General features: G+C 45.2%; 16 protein-coding genes and 4 pseudogenes. 14 read left to right on the forward strand and 6 right to left on the reverse strand.

Going from position 1 to position 16,419, the window contains the following annotated elements; genetic code table 11:
• The first annotated feature begins 88 nt into the window (after positions 1–88).
• The gene (locus tag YC6258_RS15515) at positions 89–1,051 is read left to right on the forward strand and encodes a transposase (RefSeq protein ID WP_144407666.1); all 963 of its coding nucleotides are present in this window, start codon (positions 89–91) and stop codon (positions 1,049–1,051) included.
• Positions 1,052–1,448: 397 nt separating this feature from the next.
• Here the strand turns inward: YC6258_RS15515 and YC6258_RS15520 are convergent, their stop codons facing one another.
• The 5 genes from YC6258_RS15520 to YC6258_RS15540 form a co-directional block, all read right to left on the reverse strand.
• On the reverse strand, positions 1,449–2,477 hold the full coding sequence (locus YC6258_RS15520; protein ID WP_044617787.1) for a LacI family DNA-binding transcriptional regulator: 1,029 nt from the start codon (positions 2,475–2,477) through the stop codon (positions 1,449–1,451).
• Between the two features lie 75 nt (positions 2,478–2,552).
• The gene (melA, locus tag YC6258_RS15525; RefSeq protein WP_044617788.1) at positions 2,553–3,962 is read right to left on the reverse strand and encodes an alpha-glucosidase/alpha-galactosidase; all 1,410 of its coding nucleotides are present in this window, start codon (positions 3,960–3,962) and stop codon (positions 2,553–2,555) included.
• 60 nt (positions 3,963–4,022) lie between these two features.
• Positions 4,023–5,324, reverse strand: coding sequence for an ABC transporter substrate-binding protein (locus tag YC6258_RS15530; protein WP_044617789.1), 1,302 nt, complete (start codon positions 5,322–5,324; stop codon positions 4,023–4,025).
• Positions 5,325–5,375: 51 nt separating this feature from the next.
• Positions 5,376–6,203: a carbohydrate ABC transporter permease gene (locus YC6258_RS15535; RefSeq protein WP_245626941.1), complete on the reverse strand. Its 828-nt coding sequence runs from the start codon at positions 6,201–6,203 to the stop codon at positions 5,376–5,378.
• A gap of 46 nt (positions 6,204–6,249) precedes the next feature.
• Positions 6,250–7,134: a carbohydrate ABC transporter permease gene (locus YC6258_RS15540; RefSeq protein ID WP_044617791.1), complete on the reverse strand. Its 885-nt coding sequence runs from the start codon at positions 7,132–7,134 to the stop codon at positions 6,250–6,252.
• Between the two features lie 313 nt (positions 7,135–7,447).
• Here YC6258_RS15540 and YC6258_RS31355 point away from each other — a divergent pair.
• The 13 genes and pseudogenes from YC6258_RS31355 to YC6258_RS15595 all read left to right on the forward strand — a co-directional run bounded on the left by YC6258_RS31355 (position 7,448) and on the right by YC6258_RS15595 (position 15,311).
• Positions 7,448–7,830: pseudogene (locus tag YC6258_RS31355) on the forward strand (transposase).
• A gap of 186 nt (positions 7,831–8,016) precedes the next feature.
• Positions 8,017–8,310: a transposase gene (locus YC6258_RS15550; protein ID WP_044617792.1), complete on the forward strand. Its 294-nt coding sequence runs from the start codon at positions 8,017–8,019 to the stop codon at positions 8,308–8,310.
• 759 nt (positions 8,311–9,069) lie between these two features.
• A complete protein-coding gene (locus tag YC6258_RS15555; RefSeq protein WP_044617793.1) occupies positions 9,070–9,339 on the forward strand; it encodes a hypothetical protein in 270 nt (89 codons plus the stop codon).
• Between the two features lie 241 nt (positions 9,340–9,580).
• Positions 9,581–9,916: a low molecular weight protein tyrosine phosphatase family protein gene (locus YC6258_RS15560; protein WP_245626942.1), complete on the forward strand. Its 336-nt coding sequence runs from the start codon at positions 9,581–9,583 to the stop codon at positions 9,914–9,916.
• Positions 9,917–9,978: 62 nt separating this feature from the next.
• Positions 9,979–10,911: a protein NO VEIN domain-containing protein gene (locus YC6258_RS15565; RefSeq protein ID WP_044617795.1), complete on the forward strand. Its 933-nt coding sequence runs from the start codon at positions 9,979–9,981 to the stop codon at positions 10,909–10,911.
• Between the two features lie 423 nt (positions 10,912–11,334).
• Positions 11,335–11,491, forward strand: a pseudogene (locus tag YC6258_RS15570) (transposase); the annotation flags it as partial.
• Positions 11,492–11,752: 261 nt separating this feature from the next.
• Entirely contained in the window at positions 11,753–12,175 is a 423-nt protein-coding gene (locus tag YC6258_RS15575) for an ASCH domain-containing protein (RefSeq protein ID WP_044617796.1), read from the forward strand.
• 30 nt (positions 12,176–12,205) lie between these two features.
• Positions 12,206–12,397, forward strand: a pseudogene (locus tag YC6258_RS31360) (transposase); the annotation flags it as partial.
• Positions 12,398–12,565: 168 nt separating this feature from the next.
• Positions 12,566–13,282: a hypothetical protein gene (locus YC6258_RS15580; protein WP_211264532.1), complete on the forward strand. Its 717-nt coding sequence runs from the start codon at positions 12,566–12,568 to the stop codon at positions 13,280–13,282.
• Positions 13,283–13,294: 12 nt separating this feature from the next.
• Complete coding sequence (locus YC6258_RS30635) at positions 13,295–13,615, forward strand: hypothetical protein (protein ID WP_211264533.1); 321 nt, start codon at positions 13,295–13,297, stop codon at positions 13,613–13,615.
• 149 nt (positions 13,616–13,764) lie between these two features.
• A pseudogene (locus tag YC6258_RS31495) lies at positions 13,765–14,232 on the forward strand (DUF4288 domain-containing protein).
• Positions 14,233–14,333: 101 nt separating this feature from the next.
• Complete coding sequence (locus tag YC6258_RS27420; RefSeq protein WP_052830326.1) at positions 14,334–14,864, forward strand: GNAT family N-acetyltransferase; 531 nt, start codon at positions 14,334–14,336, stop codon at positions 14,862–14,864.
• 69 nt (positions 14,865–14,933) lie between these two features.
• Complete coding sequence (locus tag YC6258_RS15595) at positions 14,934–15,311, forward strand: 1-deoxy-D-xylulose-5-phosphate synthase (RefSeq protein WP_211264535.1); 378 nt, start codon at positions 14,934–14,936, stop codon at positions 15,309–15,311.
• 69 nt (positions 15,312–15,380) lie between these two features.
• Here the strand turns inward: YC6258_RS15595 and gap are convergent, their stop codons facing one another.
• Positions 15,381–16,391, reverse strand: coding sequence for a type I glyceraldehyde-3-phosphate dehydrogenase (gene gap, locus YC6258_RS15600; protein ID WP_044617797.1), 1,011 nt, complete (start codon positions 16,389–16,391; stop codon positions 15,381–15,383).
• Between the last annotated feature and the right edge of the window lie 28 nt (positions 16,392–16,419).

Genomic DNA, 16,419 nt, shown 5'->3' on the forward strand with positions numbered 1-16,419 from the left:
ACAGAACACCCACCTTAACTATTGATATTCACGCCAACAACCGGCACTATCCGATACTGTATATTTATCAGTATAAGGATGTATGATCATGACCCGATCAAGGATGTCGCAAATCTCCCCTGAGGCCACGCCTTATTATCATTGTGTTTCCCGTTGTGTCCGTCGGGCGTTTCTGTGTGGAGTTGATGCCCTCACCCAGATTAACTACGAACATCGCCGCCAGTGGGTTGAAGATAGACTGTTGTGGCTGGGTGAGATATTCGCCATCGATATCTGCGCTTATGCCGTCATGTCTAACCATGTCCATGTGGTGCTGCATATCAATATGCTCCAAAGCCGGCAATGGTCCGCAGAAGACGTTGTGATGCGGTGGCATCGTCTGTACAAAGGCTCAGCACTCAGCCACCGGTTTCTGAAAGGTGATGTCTTCTCACCGGCAGAACAGCAGGCGTTTGAAGCCTTAGTGGCCCAGTGGCGGGAAACCCTGACTTCCATCAGTCGGTTTATGGCGGTGCTTAATGAAGGTATCGCCCGGCGTGCCAATGCCGAAGATCGCTGTACCGGTCGTTTCTGGGAGGGCAGGTTTAAGTCTCAAGCATTACTTGACGAACAGGCCTTAGCCGCCTGTATGGCGTATGTGGATCTGAATCCCATTCGAGCCAGGATGGCTGATACACCGGAAACGTCTGACCATACCTCCGTTCAAATGCGTATTGCGTGCGCCAAGGCGTCCAAACAACCCGGTGATTTACTTCCTTTTGTTGGCAATCCCAGCGCAGACATGCCCGAAGGTTTGCCCTTCCAATTAAGCGATTACCTGGAATTGGTGGATTGGACCGGCAGAGCGATTCGGGAAGACAAAGGTGGATTTATTGCAAAATCACTTCCTCCCATTCTGACCCGCCTGAATATTTCCGGTAAACAGTGGCAACAATTAACACAGCAGTTTGAAAAACAGTTCAGGTGTTTTGCCGGGCAGAGGTCGTCGTTTGAGAAGGTCAGAGATTATTTTCAGTTAAGCCGAACGCCACCAAATTTGTTGGCAACCTGATTTCATATCACGCCATCAAGCATCTTATTGAAAATCCTGACTCCTCAAGTAATCTGCTACGCCTCCAGGTCAGCCAGAACTATATTTTTGTTTGCTTTGGAGCAAGATGTATATAGTTTGGTTCTGTAGTAAACCTGATTCATTCGATTTTTTTGTTCTGTAAGGTAGTAGCGAATCAGCATTGTTTTGTTTTTTTTATTTTAAAGTGGGTGTCCTGTTATATTCTTTACCCGGTTCACATTGGATTTTACCCAATGACCGATACATTCCTGCATCGGTATTAACCCTGCAACCTTTGATGCAGGGTTAATAGAAACTGAATAAGGTCAGTGGAGCCTTAGAGAATTAAATAATCCGGATGACGGCAAGTGGGGGAGTGTTGAAGTCGACAAAATGCCTACTTTCGTGCGCCGCACGACTCACGAATAACCAGATGAGAATCAAATTTTTGGTGATTCGGCTCAGAAATGCCTTTGAGGTGTTCCAGCAGGGTTTTGACCGCCATACGGCCATGTTCTTCCGGGAACGTTTTAATGGTGGTTAAAGGCACTGCCCCGTAGGCCGCCAAAGGGATGTCATCATAGCCTACGATTGCGATGTCTTCCGGCACCCGGTAGCCTTTATCGATTAAAGCACGGATGATCCCGAATGCGACAGTATCATTACCGGCGAAGATGGCAGAAAAGCTTTGCTTTTTTGACAATAAACGCAGGCAGGCATGGTAACCACTTTCAGCGCTAAGATCCGCTGATTCCCTAATATCCCGGGCATTCAGATTATGTTCTTCCAGTGCAGCCAGCCACCCTCGCTCCCTGGAATTGACGCTGGTAAATGAATCCGATGAAAAGCTGATATGGCCGATATTCTTGTGGCCCAGTGCAATCAGGTGCTTGACTGCCAGGCGGGCGTTGAAAAAATTATCACTGCTGGTTGTGCTGAATTCAGCACAGGTTTGTTGGCTTCGGCGGCGACTGCCAAATGCCACCAATGGCATAAAATCACGGTTGATTTCGGCCAGCACGGTATACTCATTTTCACGCGGATTGACGACTATCATGCCATCGATGCGACCATTTTTAGCCAGACGCTGATAACCGAATGTATCACCCCGGTCGACAGTTTCGATCAGCAACTTCATATCATGGCGCCGTACTTCTTCTGACACTGAAGCAACAACGCGACTGAGAAATGAGTCGACATAAAGATGGTGAATATCCGGTAATACCAGACCGATTGTTGCAGAAGAGCCGCTGGCGAGAGACTGGGCTGCAGCATTGGGTTCATACCCCAATTGCGCCGCGGCGGCCAGTACTTTCTCGCGAGTCGCGTTGCTGATACCTGATTTCTCGACGTTGTTCAGTACGAAAGACACTGTGGTCCGGGAAACCCCTGCCAATTTAGCTACTTGAGCACTGGTCGGTCGCATCTGTTTTTTTTCCTAAAAAATTATCTGCGATAATTTATGGATTTGCCGTAAATCAGTCAAACAAGAAGTGAATCATTAATAAAAGTAATCTGGCATAAGGTCTTTATGTGCTTCCATTAATTCATCCACTAACGCTCTGATCTGTTTGACGTCCAATACTGAGGCCGTATGTGGATCCAGCATGGCGGCATGATAAATATGATCACGGCTGCGCTGTCTGACGGCTTCAACCACTAATTCCTGAACTCCGATGTTGGTGCGCATTAATGCTGCCAGCTGCGGTGGTAAGTTATTCACCTTAGTGGGTTGCACGCCGTTTCGATTTACCAGACAAGGTACTTCGACAGCACACCCCTGAGGCAGATTATCAATCAGGCGGTCGTTTAATACATTGCCATATATGACGCTCGATTCACCTGTGACGATAGAATTAATAATCACGCTACCATATTCTACCGAGCGCTGTACCTTGGACAAACCTGTCAGCATGTGTGCTGCGTTTTTAATCTCGCGCTCCATGACATGAATGTTTTTGTTTCTGAGTGCAGCTTCCAGCTGTGCTGGTGATTGTGAGCCTGGTTGTTGCAGCTCACGCTCAATAAACGGCCAGGCAGTTTCATATACCTGACACCGGCCCGGATACTCGTCGAGTGGAATGTTATATTCCTGCAACAAATCCTGACGTTCCGGTTTAATAAACCAGGGGACATATTCGGCGAAATGTTCACTGGATTCTGTGACAAAATAACCGAAATTTTCCATGACGGAGTAGCGTACACGATTCCAGTCAGGTATCTGACCACTGGCCTGCAACGCTCTTAGTTTTGGGTATAAATCCTGTCCTTGATGTTCAAAACGAGTGTAAAACGCCATATGGTTGATACCAGCACACTGATAATCGATCTCTTCATACGGGATATCAAGGTCCTTGGCAAGTTCTTTGGCGGTATATTGTACACTGTGACATAAACCGATAGTGGGCACCCGGGTGGATTCTGCATTCAGTGCCCAGGTAATCATGGCCATCGGATTAACATAATTCAGGTGGGTCAGTCGGTCGCCGCCCAGACTCTCCATATCTTTGAGCATGTCCAACATCACCGGAATGGTACGTAGGCCGCGCATGATGCCGCCAATTCCAAGGGTATCAGCAATGGTCTGTCGAAGACCGTATTTTTTGGGTATTTCAAAATCCGCAACTGTTGCTGGCCGATAACCCCCCACCTGTATGGTATTGATCACAAAGTCGGCACCTTCGATGGCCCGCTGACGATTTGATTGAGCCTCGATAATAGGATGAACATTCAGGGTTTGTGCCAGCCGGTTGGCAACTGCGAGAGAGAGGTCAAGCCGGTGCTGGTCAATATCATGAAGTACAACATGGGAATCTGCCAGTGCTGGTAATGACCAGATATCGCCCAGTAGGTTTCGGGTGAAAACAGTGCTGCCGGCACCAATGAGAACTATTTTTACAGGTGAGTACATAATCTTATCCTATATGTCCGGTTATTCCGGCACTGTCAGCAAACAGTGCCGGAATCAAGCCTATCTATTGAGCTTGATAATCTTTTTATTGGCGCTGGATAGCGCTTTTTCAGCAGTCGACCTGCCAAGAAATACAGACTGGATTGCTTTATCCATAATTTCCGCAATTCGGGAGCCATTGTTGGCGATTGGTGGCAGGAATGTTTCAGACTCAGCCATAATCAGAAAGGCCGATGAGTCAACACCGTGACCTTTCTGTACCTCAATGGCACGCTCTGCTAATCCTTTGATTGCCGGAAAAACAACACCCCGTTCTGCGACCACACTCTGGCAGGCTGAAGAACCGAGATATTTAACCCACAACCACGATTCCTCTTTATTTTTGGACCCGGTCCAGATTGAGTCTGCCAGACCGTTGAACGTGGTTGCTCTTTTGCCATTAGGGCCAATCGGCAGTGGCACCCATTGATTGTTAAATTTCGCACTATTATTAAAGTAGGTGATCATCCATGAACCCTGCGGAATGATGGCCACTTTCTTAGCAATGAACATGGCGTCAGAGCCCAGGGATTGCGTTCTTTTGAAATCGGCTGAAAGATGTCTGTCAGCCAGAGATGCCAGATAATCGATCGTGCTGGCCAGCTCAGGACTGTCATAATGGAAGTTCCCGTCCCATGGTGCATCCTGGAAGCGGAAACCGGATGATACGGCAAAATGACTCCATTCGGTTTGCCCCATCATATTGCCACTACCCGGAGTCTGGTAACCATAGGTGACCACCTCATTGGGTTCAAACGCTGGGGACATTGCGTTGTGACCGTTCTTGTCAAGGGTCAGCTTTTTCACAATCTGCTCAAAACTACCGCCGTCCTTTGGGTTCCAGGTCATATTATTCAGTTCATCCAGAGTCACGCCTGCAGCTTTGGCCATATCCATGTTGACCAACATGGCAATCGTATCCCAGTCTTTTGGCAGCCCATATTGTTTGCCATCTTTTCCCCAGATCTGATAGAGCCCTTGGCGGTATTGTCCGGCATCGACTTTATCTCTTTCGATGTAGTCGCTTAAATCCACCAGCAAATTGTTTTTAACAAATTCCGGATATTTGGCCAGATGGTTGGTAAATACATCTGGCGCGGTACCCGATACAAACCCTGTAGACAGCGCGGTCCAATAGTCATCCCAACCGGACTGATTAATGGTAATTTTAATGCCAGGGTTCTGAGCCATAAAATCTGCTGCACATTGCTGATATGCCGGCATTTGATTCGAATCCCATAGGCTGTATTTTATCTCACCGGCAAAAGCCTGAGTGGCCAAGGCGATGGCCAGAGCTGAAGTGATAATTGGTTTTGTTTTCATCGTCAGAACTCCCGTTGTTATTATTGTCATTACGTATGCATGACTGAAAATTTATTTGCCGCCAGTAAACTGAACGGATTCAACAATCCGTCGTCCGAACACAAATAGCATCGCAAGCGTGGGCAGAGTAGCGATCACCGTTGCTGCCATTAAACCCGACCAATCCGGTTGTCCTTGTGGCGTTTGTGACCGGAATGATTGCAATGCAACAGGTAAAGTCTGCATTGCTGGGTCTTTAGCCACGAGAAATGGCCAGAGAAATTCATTCCACATGTTAATCATCGTAAGTGTGGCAATGGTCATAATCGGTGCCCAACTGAGCGGTAATGCAATCTTTAAAAAAATGACAAACGGATTAGCACCATCGATACGAGCCGCTTCTTCGACTTCTTTAGGGAGCGATAGAAAGAACTGTCGTAGGAAAAAAACCGAAAATCCATGCATTAAGACATATGGTGCAACTGTGCCTGCGCGGGTATCCAGCAAGCCGAGGTCACGAACAAACACAAAGTTAGGAATCATGATGACAACGGCCGGCACCATCATCGAAGCAACGAAAGCGCCAAACAATATTTTAGAGCCGGGAAAACGCATGCGGGCAAATGCATACGCAGCAAGCGTGCAGTTGAATGTCTGTACAACTACGATCACTCCGGTAAAAATGGCTGAATTCAGCAGTGCTCTAAGGATATTAATATTCGCGCCGGATCCACCGTTGACAATGGCTTCTTCGGTAGTAAGCAGCCCAAGTACTTTTTCATAATTCACGACTGTGGGTGACGTCGGCAATAAATCAGTAGCGGTATCAAACAATTCTGATGAGTTTACCAACGAGGTTTTCAACACAACCAGCAGTGGAAAAACTGTAACTACCAACATCACGATCAGAATTATCCAGGAGACTGTCCTGGCCGGTGTCATATGTTTAAGCAAGGTCACTTTCTGAAGCCCTCAAAATATGCATTTGAAACAGGGTGTAAACCAGCATCACCATACACAGAGTTACGGACATGGCAGAGGCATAGCCCATTTTGTAAAAACTGAATGCATTCTGGATGATGTAATAAACAATCACCCGGGTAGAATCCAACGGACCACCAGAAGTTGTCACCGCAATGGTATCGAAAATCTGAAAAGAGCCTGTCACACTGGTGACCAGAACAAACACCATGACAGGTCTTAGCAGTGGCAAGGTAATACGTGTAAACATGCGCCATTCAGAGGCACCTTCCAGAGCCGCTGACTCATATAAGTATTTGGGGATAGTTTGCAGACCGGCCAGGAATAACATCGCCACCAGTCCCATATGTCGCCAGATGTTTATTGCTGCGATCGAGATCAGGGCCTGTTCCGGATCCCCTAGAAAGGCTTGTGGGGAAATACCAACGAGGGCCAGCATCGCATTGACAATACCCAGTAGAGGATCCAGCATCCAAAGCCAGATCAAGGCAACCAGAACATTGGAAAGCAGGTAGGGTAGCAATACAGTTGCCTTGACAAACAGTGATTTGGTGAGTCGATCCATGGCAACCGCCAGAAACAGCCCAAGGACAGTCTGTAACGGAATGTTGAGCAAAACATACAAAGCCGATAGTTTCATGCCATTCCAGAACTGTTCGTCCTGAATCATTTCAGCATAATTATCGAGACCAACGTAAACTGGCTCACTGAGTAGGTTCCAATCAGTAAAACTGATACCGACCGCGCGCGCAGCTGGCCAGGCATAGAACAGTAAAAATCCAACCAGAGCAGGGGCGATAAACAGATAACCAGCTACTGTTGCTTTAACTTTCGGGGCAATAGACAGCATTTTTGCGTTCCAATAATTGTATTTATTTTGTATTTATTTAACTAACGCGTGTTAGTAAATATAGTAACAAGCAAAGTGGGATATGACAATCAATATTTAATGTATACGGTTTTTTGGGTGAAAATGAACATTTTGACTAAAAATCGAACTAAAGCGCGTTAGGTTATAGGCGCTACGCACTTTTAAGAAGAGTGAACCGCCTAAGGTTACCGATGATCTGTCCGTGACAAAAAACGGTAACAGTCCGTGGAATAAGGTGTATATAGTTTGGTTCTGTAGTAAACCTGATTCGACCGATACCTCTCTGTCGAGTATGGCCACCTTGCATCGCTTTGAATATCAGGCAGATCGACACACGATGATTCATTTACATGACGTCCTGATACAGCCATTTATCGACAGCTTTAAGACACCTCCCAAGAAACTGATTCTGGACTTTGACGCCACGGATAACCCCATTCATGGTGATCAGGTGGGTAAATACTTCAATCGCTATTATGACCATCACTGTTTTTACCCCTGTATGTGTTTTGTGGTCATCGATTGCTGACGGCCTATCTGCGACTCTCTTCCTGTGGTGCTGCCCATCACGCCGGAGCCGTTTTGGCCTTGTTGACCAAACGTCTGCATCAGGTCTGGCCAAAGGTGAACATTGTGCTGCGAGTTCTGCACGCCAAAGATTCTGGGCTGGTGTGATCGCCATCAGGTGGATTACCTCATCGGTATGGGTCAGAACAGTCGTGACGAGCCTGGCAGGTAACCGTCCTCAATATCTGTATAACAACGTCTATTGCGCCCGTGGCGAGATGGAAACCTTCATCGGGAATGAAGGTTCGCGCGAGCCTGAAAGGTGATGCATAGGGATATGCTGAACAAAATCGTATCAAAGAGCAGAAGCTTTTATTTTCGACACGGACATCCTGTCATGAGTGGTGGCCGAATCAGTTTCGGTTATTGCTGACAGGGTTTGCCTACACGTTGATGGAACGGCTCCGGGCATTGGGATTGCAGAATACAGAACTGGCCCATGCGCAGGTGGATACGATTCGGCACAAACTGTTCAAGATAGGCGCGGTGATCACTCGTAATACCCGGCGGGTTCGAATCTTCCCCAGCAACACGTATCCTCACCAGGCATTGTATTGGCAAGTGGTTCAAAACCTGGCACCTGGATAACGTTCAAGGAGTGCTACCCCGGCATGAGGATCAACTATGGGGGGTTGGGGGAGCTGTATCCGACATTCGGGTCATCCGAAAAATCCAGGCGATCTTTTAATGAAATCACCCGGAAAAATAGGTCAGGTATCGAAAATTGCCGGTAGCTTATCTATATTTTGGATTTGATGAAATATTCGGGTTACGAACCTCTATGTTTTCCATTATTTGGAATCATATCCCTTTATGGGGCCTCTGAAAAATAGGAATAGTTTTGATGCAGCCAGTAAACCACTTGCAACACCGCAATTTACTGGCGTAAATGAGGATGTGAGACTGGGGCTGACAATGTCCTGCGCGAAAATAGTCCATTTTTCAGAGGTTTCTTATCATTATTATTACTGTGTATACAAACAGCGGCATAGGTAATTGAAAGCATAATTTAAATATTTTTGTAACTCTGTGAAATCGTGACGCAGTATTTATACGACATTGGAAAAAGCGACAGGTGTCGTAGAAGAAACTGTTAGACAGCAGGAGACTCCATGGAAGTCCAAATTGATTGGAAATATGCTGGCGATGGCGACGAAGAACTGGATTTGTGTCAAGTTTTGTACGCTTATACACATCCTGAATCAGAAGAAATTCTATATATAGGAAAGGCATGTTTTTGCTCGTAAAGGAACGGATGAAGGGAAGGCACAAAGAAGAAATATTTGACTACCTCTGTCGGGAGTTTCAAATATCGCAGATGGGATTTCTTGCAATCCCAGAGCAGACATGCCCGAAGGTTTGCCCTTCAAATTAAGCGATTACCTGGAATTGGTGGATTGGACCGGCAGAGCGATTCGGGAAGACAAACGTGGATTTTTTGCAGAATCACTTCCTCCCATTCTGAACCGCCTGAATATTTCCGGTAAACAATGGCAACAATTAACACAGCAGTTTGAAAAACAGTTCAGGTGTTTTGCCGGGCAGAGGTCGTCGTTTGAGAAAGTCAGAGATTATTTTCAGTTAAGCCGAACTCCGCCGAATTTGTTGGCGGCCTGATTTCATATCACACCATCAAGTATCCTACTTAAAAGCTTGGCTCCTTAAGTAACCTGCTACGCCTTCAGGTCAGCCAGAACTATATTTGTTTGCTTTGGAACAAGATGTATATAGTTTGGTTCTGTAGTAAACCTGATTCATTCGATTTTTTTTTGCAAGGTAGTAGCGAATCATCGTTGCCTTGTTTCGTTTTTTTATTTTAAAGTGGGTTTCCTGTTGTATTGTTCTGATGAATAATAGTTTGAACCTACTATTTATCTGTAGTCGCAACCAATGGCGAAGTCCTACTGGCGAGGAAATCTGGAAAAAACGCCCCGGTTTCAATTCTCGTTCAGCAGGCACGAGCCCAAATGCTAGAAAAACTGTTGGCCCAGCGGATATCCGCTGGGCTGACTATATATTTGTCATGGAAAAGAAGCATAAAAATAGGCTTTTGGCTGAGTTCACTCGCATGATGGATCACAAGCCTCTGTTTGTGTTGGACATTCCTGATGAATACAAATTTATGGATCCAGAGTTAATTGATGAACTTGACAGTAAAGTCTCTGAAATCTTGGATCGAGAGGCAAACACTTAACAAATGGTTCAAATTGATGCCTGGCGGTGCAATTTAACCAAGCGTTAGGCTAGGGAGGGATCGTGATCGAACGCATCGCATTCGTAAAAACTGGATGGTCTGAAGAATATGCAGGTGGCCCTGTTGTTGGAAGGCACGCTCATATATCAGAGTTTGAGGAAGCACATGAGCGTTTTAACTTCTTACAAGCACCAACCCAAAAGTTTTATGCTTACCTTCCACCGATTGGTCGAAACTTTCGTCCACCACAACCAAAAGAAACAAATGGTTGGCTTGTTATTTTTGTTTCCGCCAGAAACGGTAATGGGCCTTTAACTGTAGTTGGTTGGTATGAAAACGCGTTATTTGAACGTGAATACCAAGAAAGACCAGAATACGATTCAGGCAATGACTTTGAAACTGATGTTGATGGCAACAATTATGTATATTGTGTAAGAGCCACTACAGCCCACCTAATCCCCGTCGCAAACAGAAGAATTGTTGTCTCTGGTGATCACTTTAAACGAACCCCGATAATTTATGCCAGAGGAAATGGACAAGATGATGAATGGAGGCAGGAGCTAGCTGTAATTGCAGAGGAGATCGTAGCTGATTCAGGGCTAGAGGATTTACCAGAATTAAGGCCCATATTTAACTTTCCAGACGCCGAGCATAGAAAAAAAGTAGAGCAGGCCGCTATAGAAAAAGCAATCAAATATCTAAAAGGCAAGAAATACAAAGTCACCGACAGGCAAAAGGATAATTGTGGTTACGATTTGCTTGCAAAAAGAAAGAGTATGCCAAATGAACTTCACATTGAAGTCAAAGGTACTAGTTATGATGAGATGCGATTTTTCATGTCACGCAATGAAAAGCAATATATGCCAAACCCCAAGTGGCGATTAGTGATTGTAACTAGTGCACTAGATAATCCAAAGGTATCTATATTGACAGCAAGCGAAGTCCATAAAACGTTTGAGTTTAGTGCATTGTCATGGGAGGCAGTGTTGAAGTGAAAAAGCCTAACACAAACGTCAACTCGGATAGCCTTCGTTGCTGCGGCTCCTCAGTCGCCCGGTTACGTTGGCGTTAGGTGAAATATGAAGTTGAGCTCTAAGATAGGTCCTAGGTATCTTTTCCGGAATTGGAATTTTTGTGACAATTTCGTTTTTTTATGGTGTCGCCGCTACACCAAATATTTGCTCTGAAAATATGTCTGACGTAATACATTCTTCGGACCAAAATTTTAATCTGGTTGTAGAACATAAGAGGTGTTGATATCTGCGCTTATGCCGTAATGTCTAAGCATGTCCATGTGGTGCTGCATATCAATGTGCTCCAAAGCCAGCAATGGTCACCAGAAGGCGTTGTGATGCGATGGCATCTCACCGGCAGAGCAGCAGGCGTTTGAAGCCTTAGTGGCCCAGTGGTGGGAAACCCTGACCTCCATCAGTCGGTTTATGGCGGTGCTTAATGAAGGCATCGCCCGGCGTGCCAATGCCGAAGATCGCTGTACCGGTCGTTTCTGGGAGGGCAGGTTTAAGTCTCAAGCATTGCTCGACGAACAGGCCGGCGTATGTGGATCTGAATCCCATTTGAGCCAGCATGGCTCTTAAAAGCCTGGCTCCTCAAATCGCCGGCTACGCCTTCAGGTTAGGCAGAACTATATTTTTTGTTTGCTTTGGAACAAGATGTATATAGTTTGGTTTTGTAGTCACCCTGATTCATTCGATTTTTTTTGCAATGAAGTATCGAATCATCTTTGTCTTGTTTTTTTTATTTTAAAGTGTTTTAAAATGGGTGTCCTTTTTTACTCCTGAATGGGCGGCTGATTGAGGCGTTAGGCAGATTGAAAAAATGGAAAAAGAAATCACCATCACCATCAACATAAAAAGCAACAACATTCCAATAGAATACTCCGATGGCAACACCCATATCGTTGGCCTGATGGACAAACCTTTTGGTGCCATAAAGTCTGGAAAAAAGACAGTTGAAATCCGTGCTAATAGTGATGAACGGCCTTTTGATTATTCCACAGTCAAAGCCAATCACACACTACGGTTTATCAACGAAGAATCCGGCGAATCAATGGACACAAGAGTTGTTCGTGTCACTCATTACCCCAATGTAAAAGCCTTATTTGAAACGGAGGGTACAGAAAAAACACTTTCTGTACCTTGGAGTGTTGAACAAGGAATTCAGCTTATTCATAGTTTTACTGGCTACAAAGAATGCATTGAGAAGCATGGAGTGTACGCAATAGAAATCTGGGTCATATAATCTGCCTAACAAGGTGCAGCACTTCAGCCGCTGCGCGGCTCAGACCTTCTTACGCCTGGTACATTTGAATACGTGCTGCATTGCTTGATTGAACACGAACTGGACCTTTCAATTTTTCACCCTCATTACCAAAACGATCACAGCCGCCGCCAGGTTTATGGCCCCGCCATTTTATTAAAAATCATTTTATTCGCTTACAGCACGGGCATTACCTCTAGCCGCTAAACTCCGTGGTGCTGCGGGCGCAACATTATATTTAATGTCCTGGCTTTTGACTGTTTTCTGGCATGTTATTGCCGGTACTCAGGTGTACCATGTTCGAGTTTCGGAGATGTCCGTGCGAGGAGGACATTTTGTTACTTCCCAATAGGGATTCATTGGAGACATAAGATGAAATGTGTTGTGTTGTTTATAATTGGTATTGTTCTAAGTCTTACTGCCCGGGCTGAGTGGGTTAATCCCAGCGAACGTTATGCGAAAGCCTACACAGATTTTCTCGATGCTGTCTGTCCTGTTGTTCAGGATGACATTCACCATTTTGTGTATTTTTCCCGGGATCGGGAAGCGATTCATAATCATCCGCTCCTGACCAATTCGAGATTTGCAGGGGCTCAAATTATGTATTCATGGAAACAGCTTGAGCTTTCTAAAGGGCGCTATGATTTTTCGAATATACAGCAAGACTATGACTATCTTGCCGCCCACGGGAAGCGACTGTTTGTCCAGCTTCAGGACGCCACGTTTGATCCAAAGTACAAGGCTGTTCCGGACTATTTGTTAACGGCGGAATATGATGGTGGAGTTACTCTTCAAAGAACTGATAGTGGTGAGCCAGAAGGGTGGGTTGCGAAGCGTTGGAACCCTGCTGTTCAGGCACGGTTTGCGCAGTTGCTTTTAGCGCTGGGCGCTGCTTTTGATGGAAAAATTGAAGGCATCAATTTGCAGGAATCGGCCATTGGGGTGTCTCAAGAGTTTGATCCTTCGTTTACACCAGTTTTGTATGTCGAATCACTTCAGATCAATATGTTGGCGCTTAAAAATGCTTTTCCTCACTCCACAACCATGCAGTACGCCAACTTTATGCCGGGAGAATGGTTGCCGTGGTAAGATAAAGGGTATTTGCGTTCGATTTATCAATATGGTGAACATATTGGGGTAGGGTTAGGGGCACCCGATTTAATGTTTCAGCGGAAGGCGCAGCTCAATCATGCGCTAGCCATGATGCACGAACACACATATCATGCTCCACTTGGGATTGCGGTACAGGACGGAAATTATATCGGGCAGACAGGGTCCAATGAAGTCGTTGCAGAACGAGAGAATCTGGTTCCTATGCTTCATGCCTTTGCGAAAGACTTTTTGAAAGTGAAGTATATGTTTTGGGTGAACCAGAAGCCGTATTTCGAACAAGATGTCTTGCCATGTTTTGTTTCGGAATAAGCGGGACATCACGAAGTTCACAATGTGAACAATCATGTCTAAGAAACTGCTATTCTGTCTTATTTTGGCATTTCCTTTGATCTCAATAGTCGAAGGTAATAGGATTTGAAATAGTTGGAAGGTTGTACCTTCCAATCGAGATCTAAGCCATGAATGGTTATTATGATATTGAAGTTTTGTCGATAAATCTCATAAGAGTATTGATCGCTATTTATCTGATTAAAAAAGTATTAGGTGTCATTATTAGCGGCAAGAATGTCTCTCCAATTGGATGGTATGTAGGCTCATATATCATCCGGTTTGTAGAACTGAATACAGATAAAAATGAAGATCCTGAAAGAAAATTTACCGCCTGGGAAAATACAATACTGGTTCAGGCCGACAACCTGGAAGATGCTTACGATAAAGTCGTTGAGCAAGCTTGAAATCAGACACAACCTTATAAAGGCGGACCTGCGGGTACTCCTGTACAGTGGGTATTTGAAGGTGTAACTGAGCTTCTACCAATTTATGAGGCGTTTGAACATGGCTCTGAGATTATGTATCGAGAGCATAATTCTATAAAGCTGAAACACTTGCGGAAGGCGATACGGCAGAGGCATGAGTTTCAGCAATAGTGTAAAAAACTGGCAAGTTTCGAAGTTCTACTTTGCTACAGAAACAGCCTTCGGCGATGGAGATATTAAGGTAGTTCGGGAGTATACCGATGAGGCACCCCATGAAATTCAATTTCATTCCATTAGAAGAATCCCATCTCAGGCAGATGTTTATCTGGTTAAACACACCTTCTGTATCTGCTTGGTATGGGAAAGGTGAAGATTTTCATCGCTATGAAAATGTGCTGAATAAATATCTTCCACGAACGCGATCCGAAAGCAACATACATGCTTTTATTATTGGCTATCATTTGCAGAATATCGGGTACATTCAGAGTTATAGAATTTGTGATTTTCCGGAATATAATCGCTATGTCGGCGCAGATGAGCATGCTGTTGGAATTGACCTGTTTATCGGTGAGGGCAATTTTCTTCATCAGAGTTATGGATGTCATATCGTTCGTCAATTTCTGGATGAAATTGCTTTTCAACTTCCTGGGATCGATACCTGTATTATTGGCCCGGATTCGAAGAATACCTCCGCAATCCGTGCCTATGAAAAAGCTGGTTTTAGCTACTGGAAAACAATTCAGCTTCAGGATGAATTTGAAACGGAGTATTTAATGAAATTTATAAAGGATAGGGATGATTAATGCATTCATAAGTCATAAAGTTACGGGAATTATTTGAGGTTGTCATTGCTAAAGGTGTTAAATTTTAATATGAACCTACGTCTGGAAACTCAAGAAAAATTAGGGAGGTCGTTAGAAATGGAGACAGATAAAAGCCCAGAAGCATTTAAGTTAGCTCGTTCTAAAATTATGTATATTGAGGATAAGTCTGAAGGCATTGACGGGAGCGCTCGTATCGGTAGAGTTTTCTTTTCAAAGTCAGGAAAAACTCTCTATTATCGCGGTCGAAAATTTCAAAGTCTGAAAGGAAGGGGTTTTAAAGCTAACTATTTCGATGTTGAAACTGGTAATCACTTTTGGATCTCAGGACCAAGAAAAGATAAAAATGACCGGCTCCATGGTGGTAACCAGGGTGTGGAAATCGATCAAGATGTTTACGAGGAATATGTTGAATATACCTCGTCTTAGCGTTTCTTATGGCCCTGATTAGCAGGGGTATGATTGCAATGCCATCCCCCTGCCTGTATCGATACCTACTTACAATCCCTTGCTTTCCATTAACAACGCCAGGTCAATCAGGCGATTGGAAAATCCCCATTCGTTATCGTACCAGGCCAGGATTTTGACCATATTGCCGCCAATCACGAGTGTGGAAAGTCCATCTATAATGGATGACCGGGGATCGCCCTGATAGTCACTGGAAACCAAGGGTGCGTTGCTGTATCCGAGAATGCCTTGAAGGGGGCCCGACATGGCGGCGTCATAAAATGCAGTATTTATCTCTTTGATGGTCACTTCACGTTTCAGTGTCACAGACAAATCAACGACCGATACCACTGGCACGGGTACTCGCAGTGAATATCCGGTCAGGCGTCCGTCCAGTTCGGGAATGACTTTGCCGATGGCTTTTGCTGCACCGCTGGAATAGGGGACGATTGACAATGCAGCGGCCCGGGCTCCACGCAGATCTTTTTCTGGTTGGTCGTGCAGAGCCTGGCTGTTGGTGTAGGCATGAGTGGTATTCATTAGGCCATATTCGATACCAAAATTCTGATGCAGCACTTGAGCCGCAGGCGCTAGAGCATTGGTCGTACAGCTGCCATTACTGACGATGGTATGAAGGGTGGGGTTGTAGAGGTCGTGATTAACGCCCATGACTATCGTCAGGTCTTCATTTTTCCCTGGCGCTGAGATGATGACCCGGCGGGCGCCACCTTCGGTGATGTGTAGTGCCGCCGTATTTCTGTCTGTAAAAAATCCGGTTGCTTCGATAACAATATCGACACCAACGCTACTCCATGGAATTGATCCTGGATTTCTTTCAGAAAACACTCGAATGACCTGGTCGTCGATAAACAACTGTTTTTCATCACTTTTGACAGTTGCATTCAGTTTTCCCAATAGTGAATCGTATTGGAGCAGATGTGCCAGCGTTTCGCTGTCGGTTAAATCGTTAATGGCAACTACCTGAAAGTCCTGCCGGCCCAATGCTGCGCGTAACACATTTCTACCGATCCGGCCAAAGCCATTGATTCCTATCCTAACCATGATGTACCTCGTTTATGTCATTGAAGAC

Origin of the sequence: Gynuella sunshinyii YC6258 (assembly GCF_000940805.1) — a bacterium.
Classification (GTDB): Bacteria; Pseudomonadota; Gammaproteobacteria; order Pseudomonadales; family Natronospirillaceae; genus Gynuella; species Gynuella sunshinyii.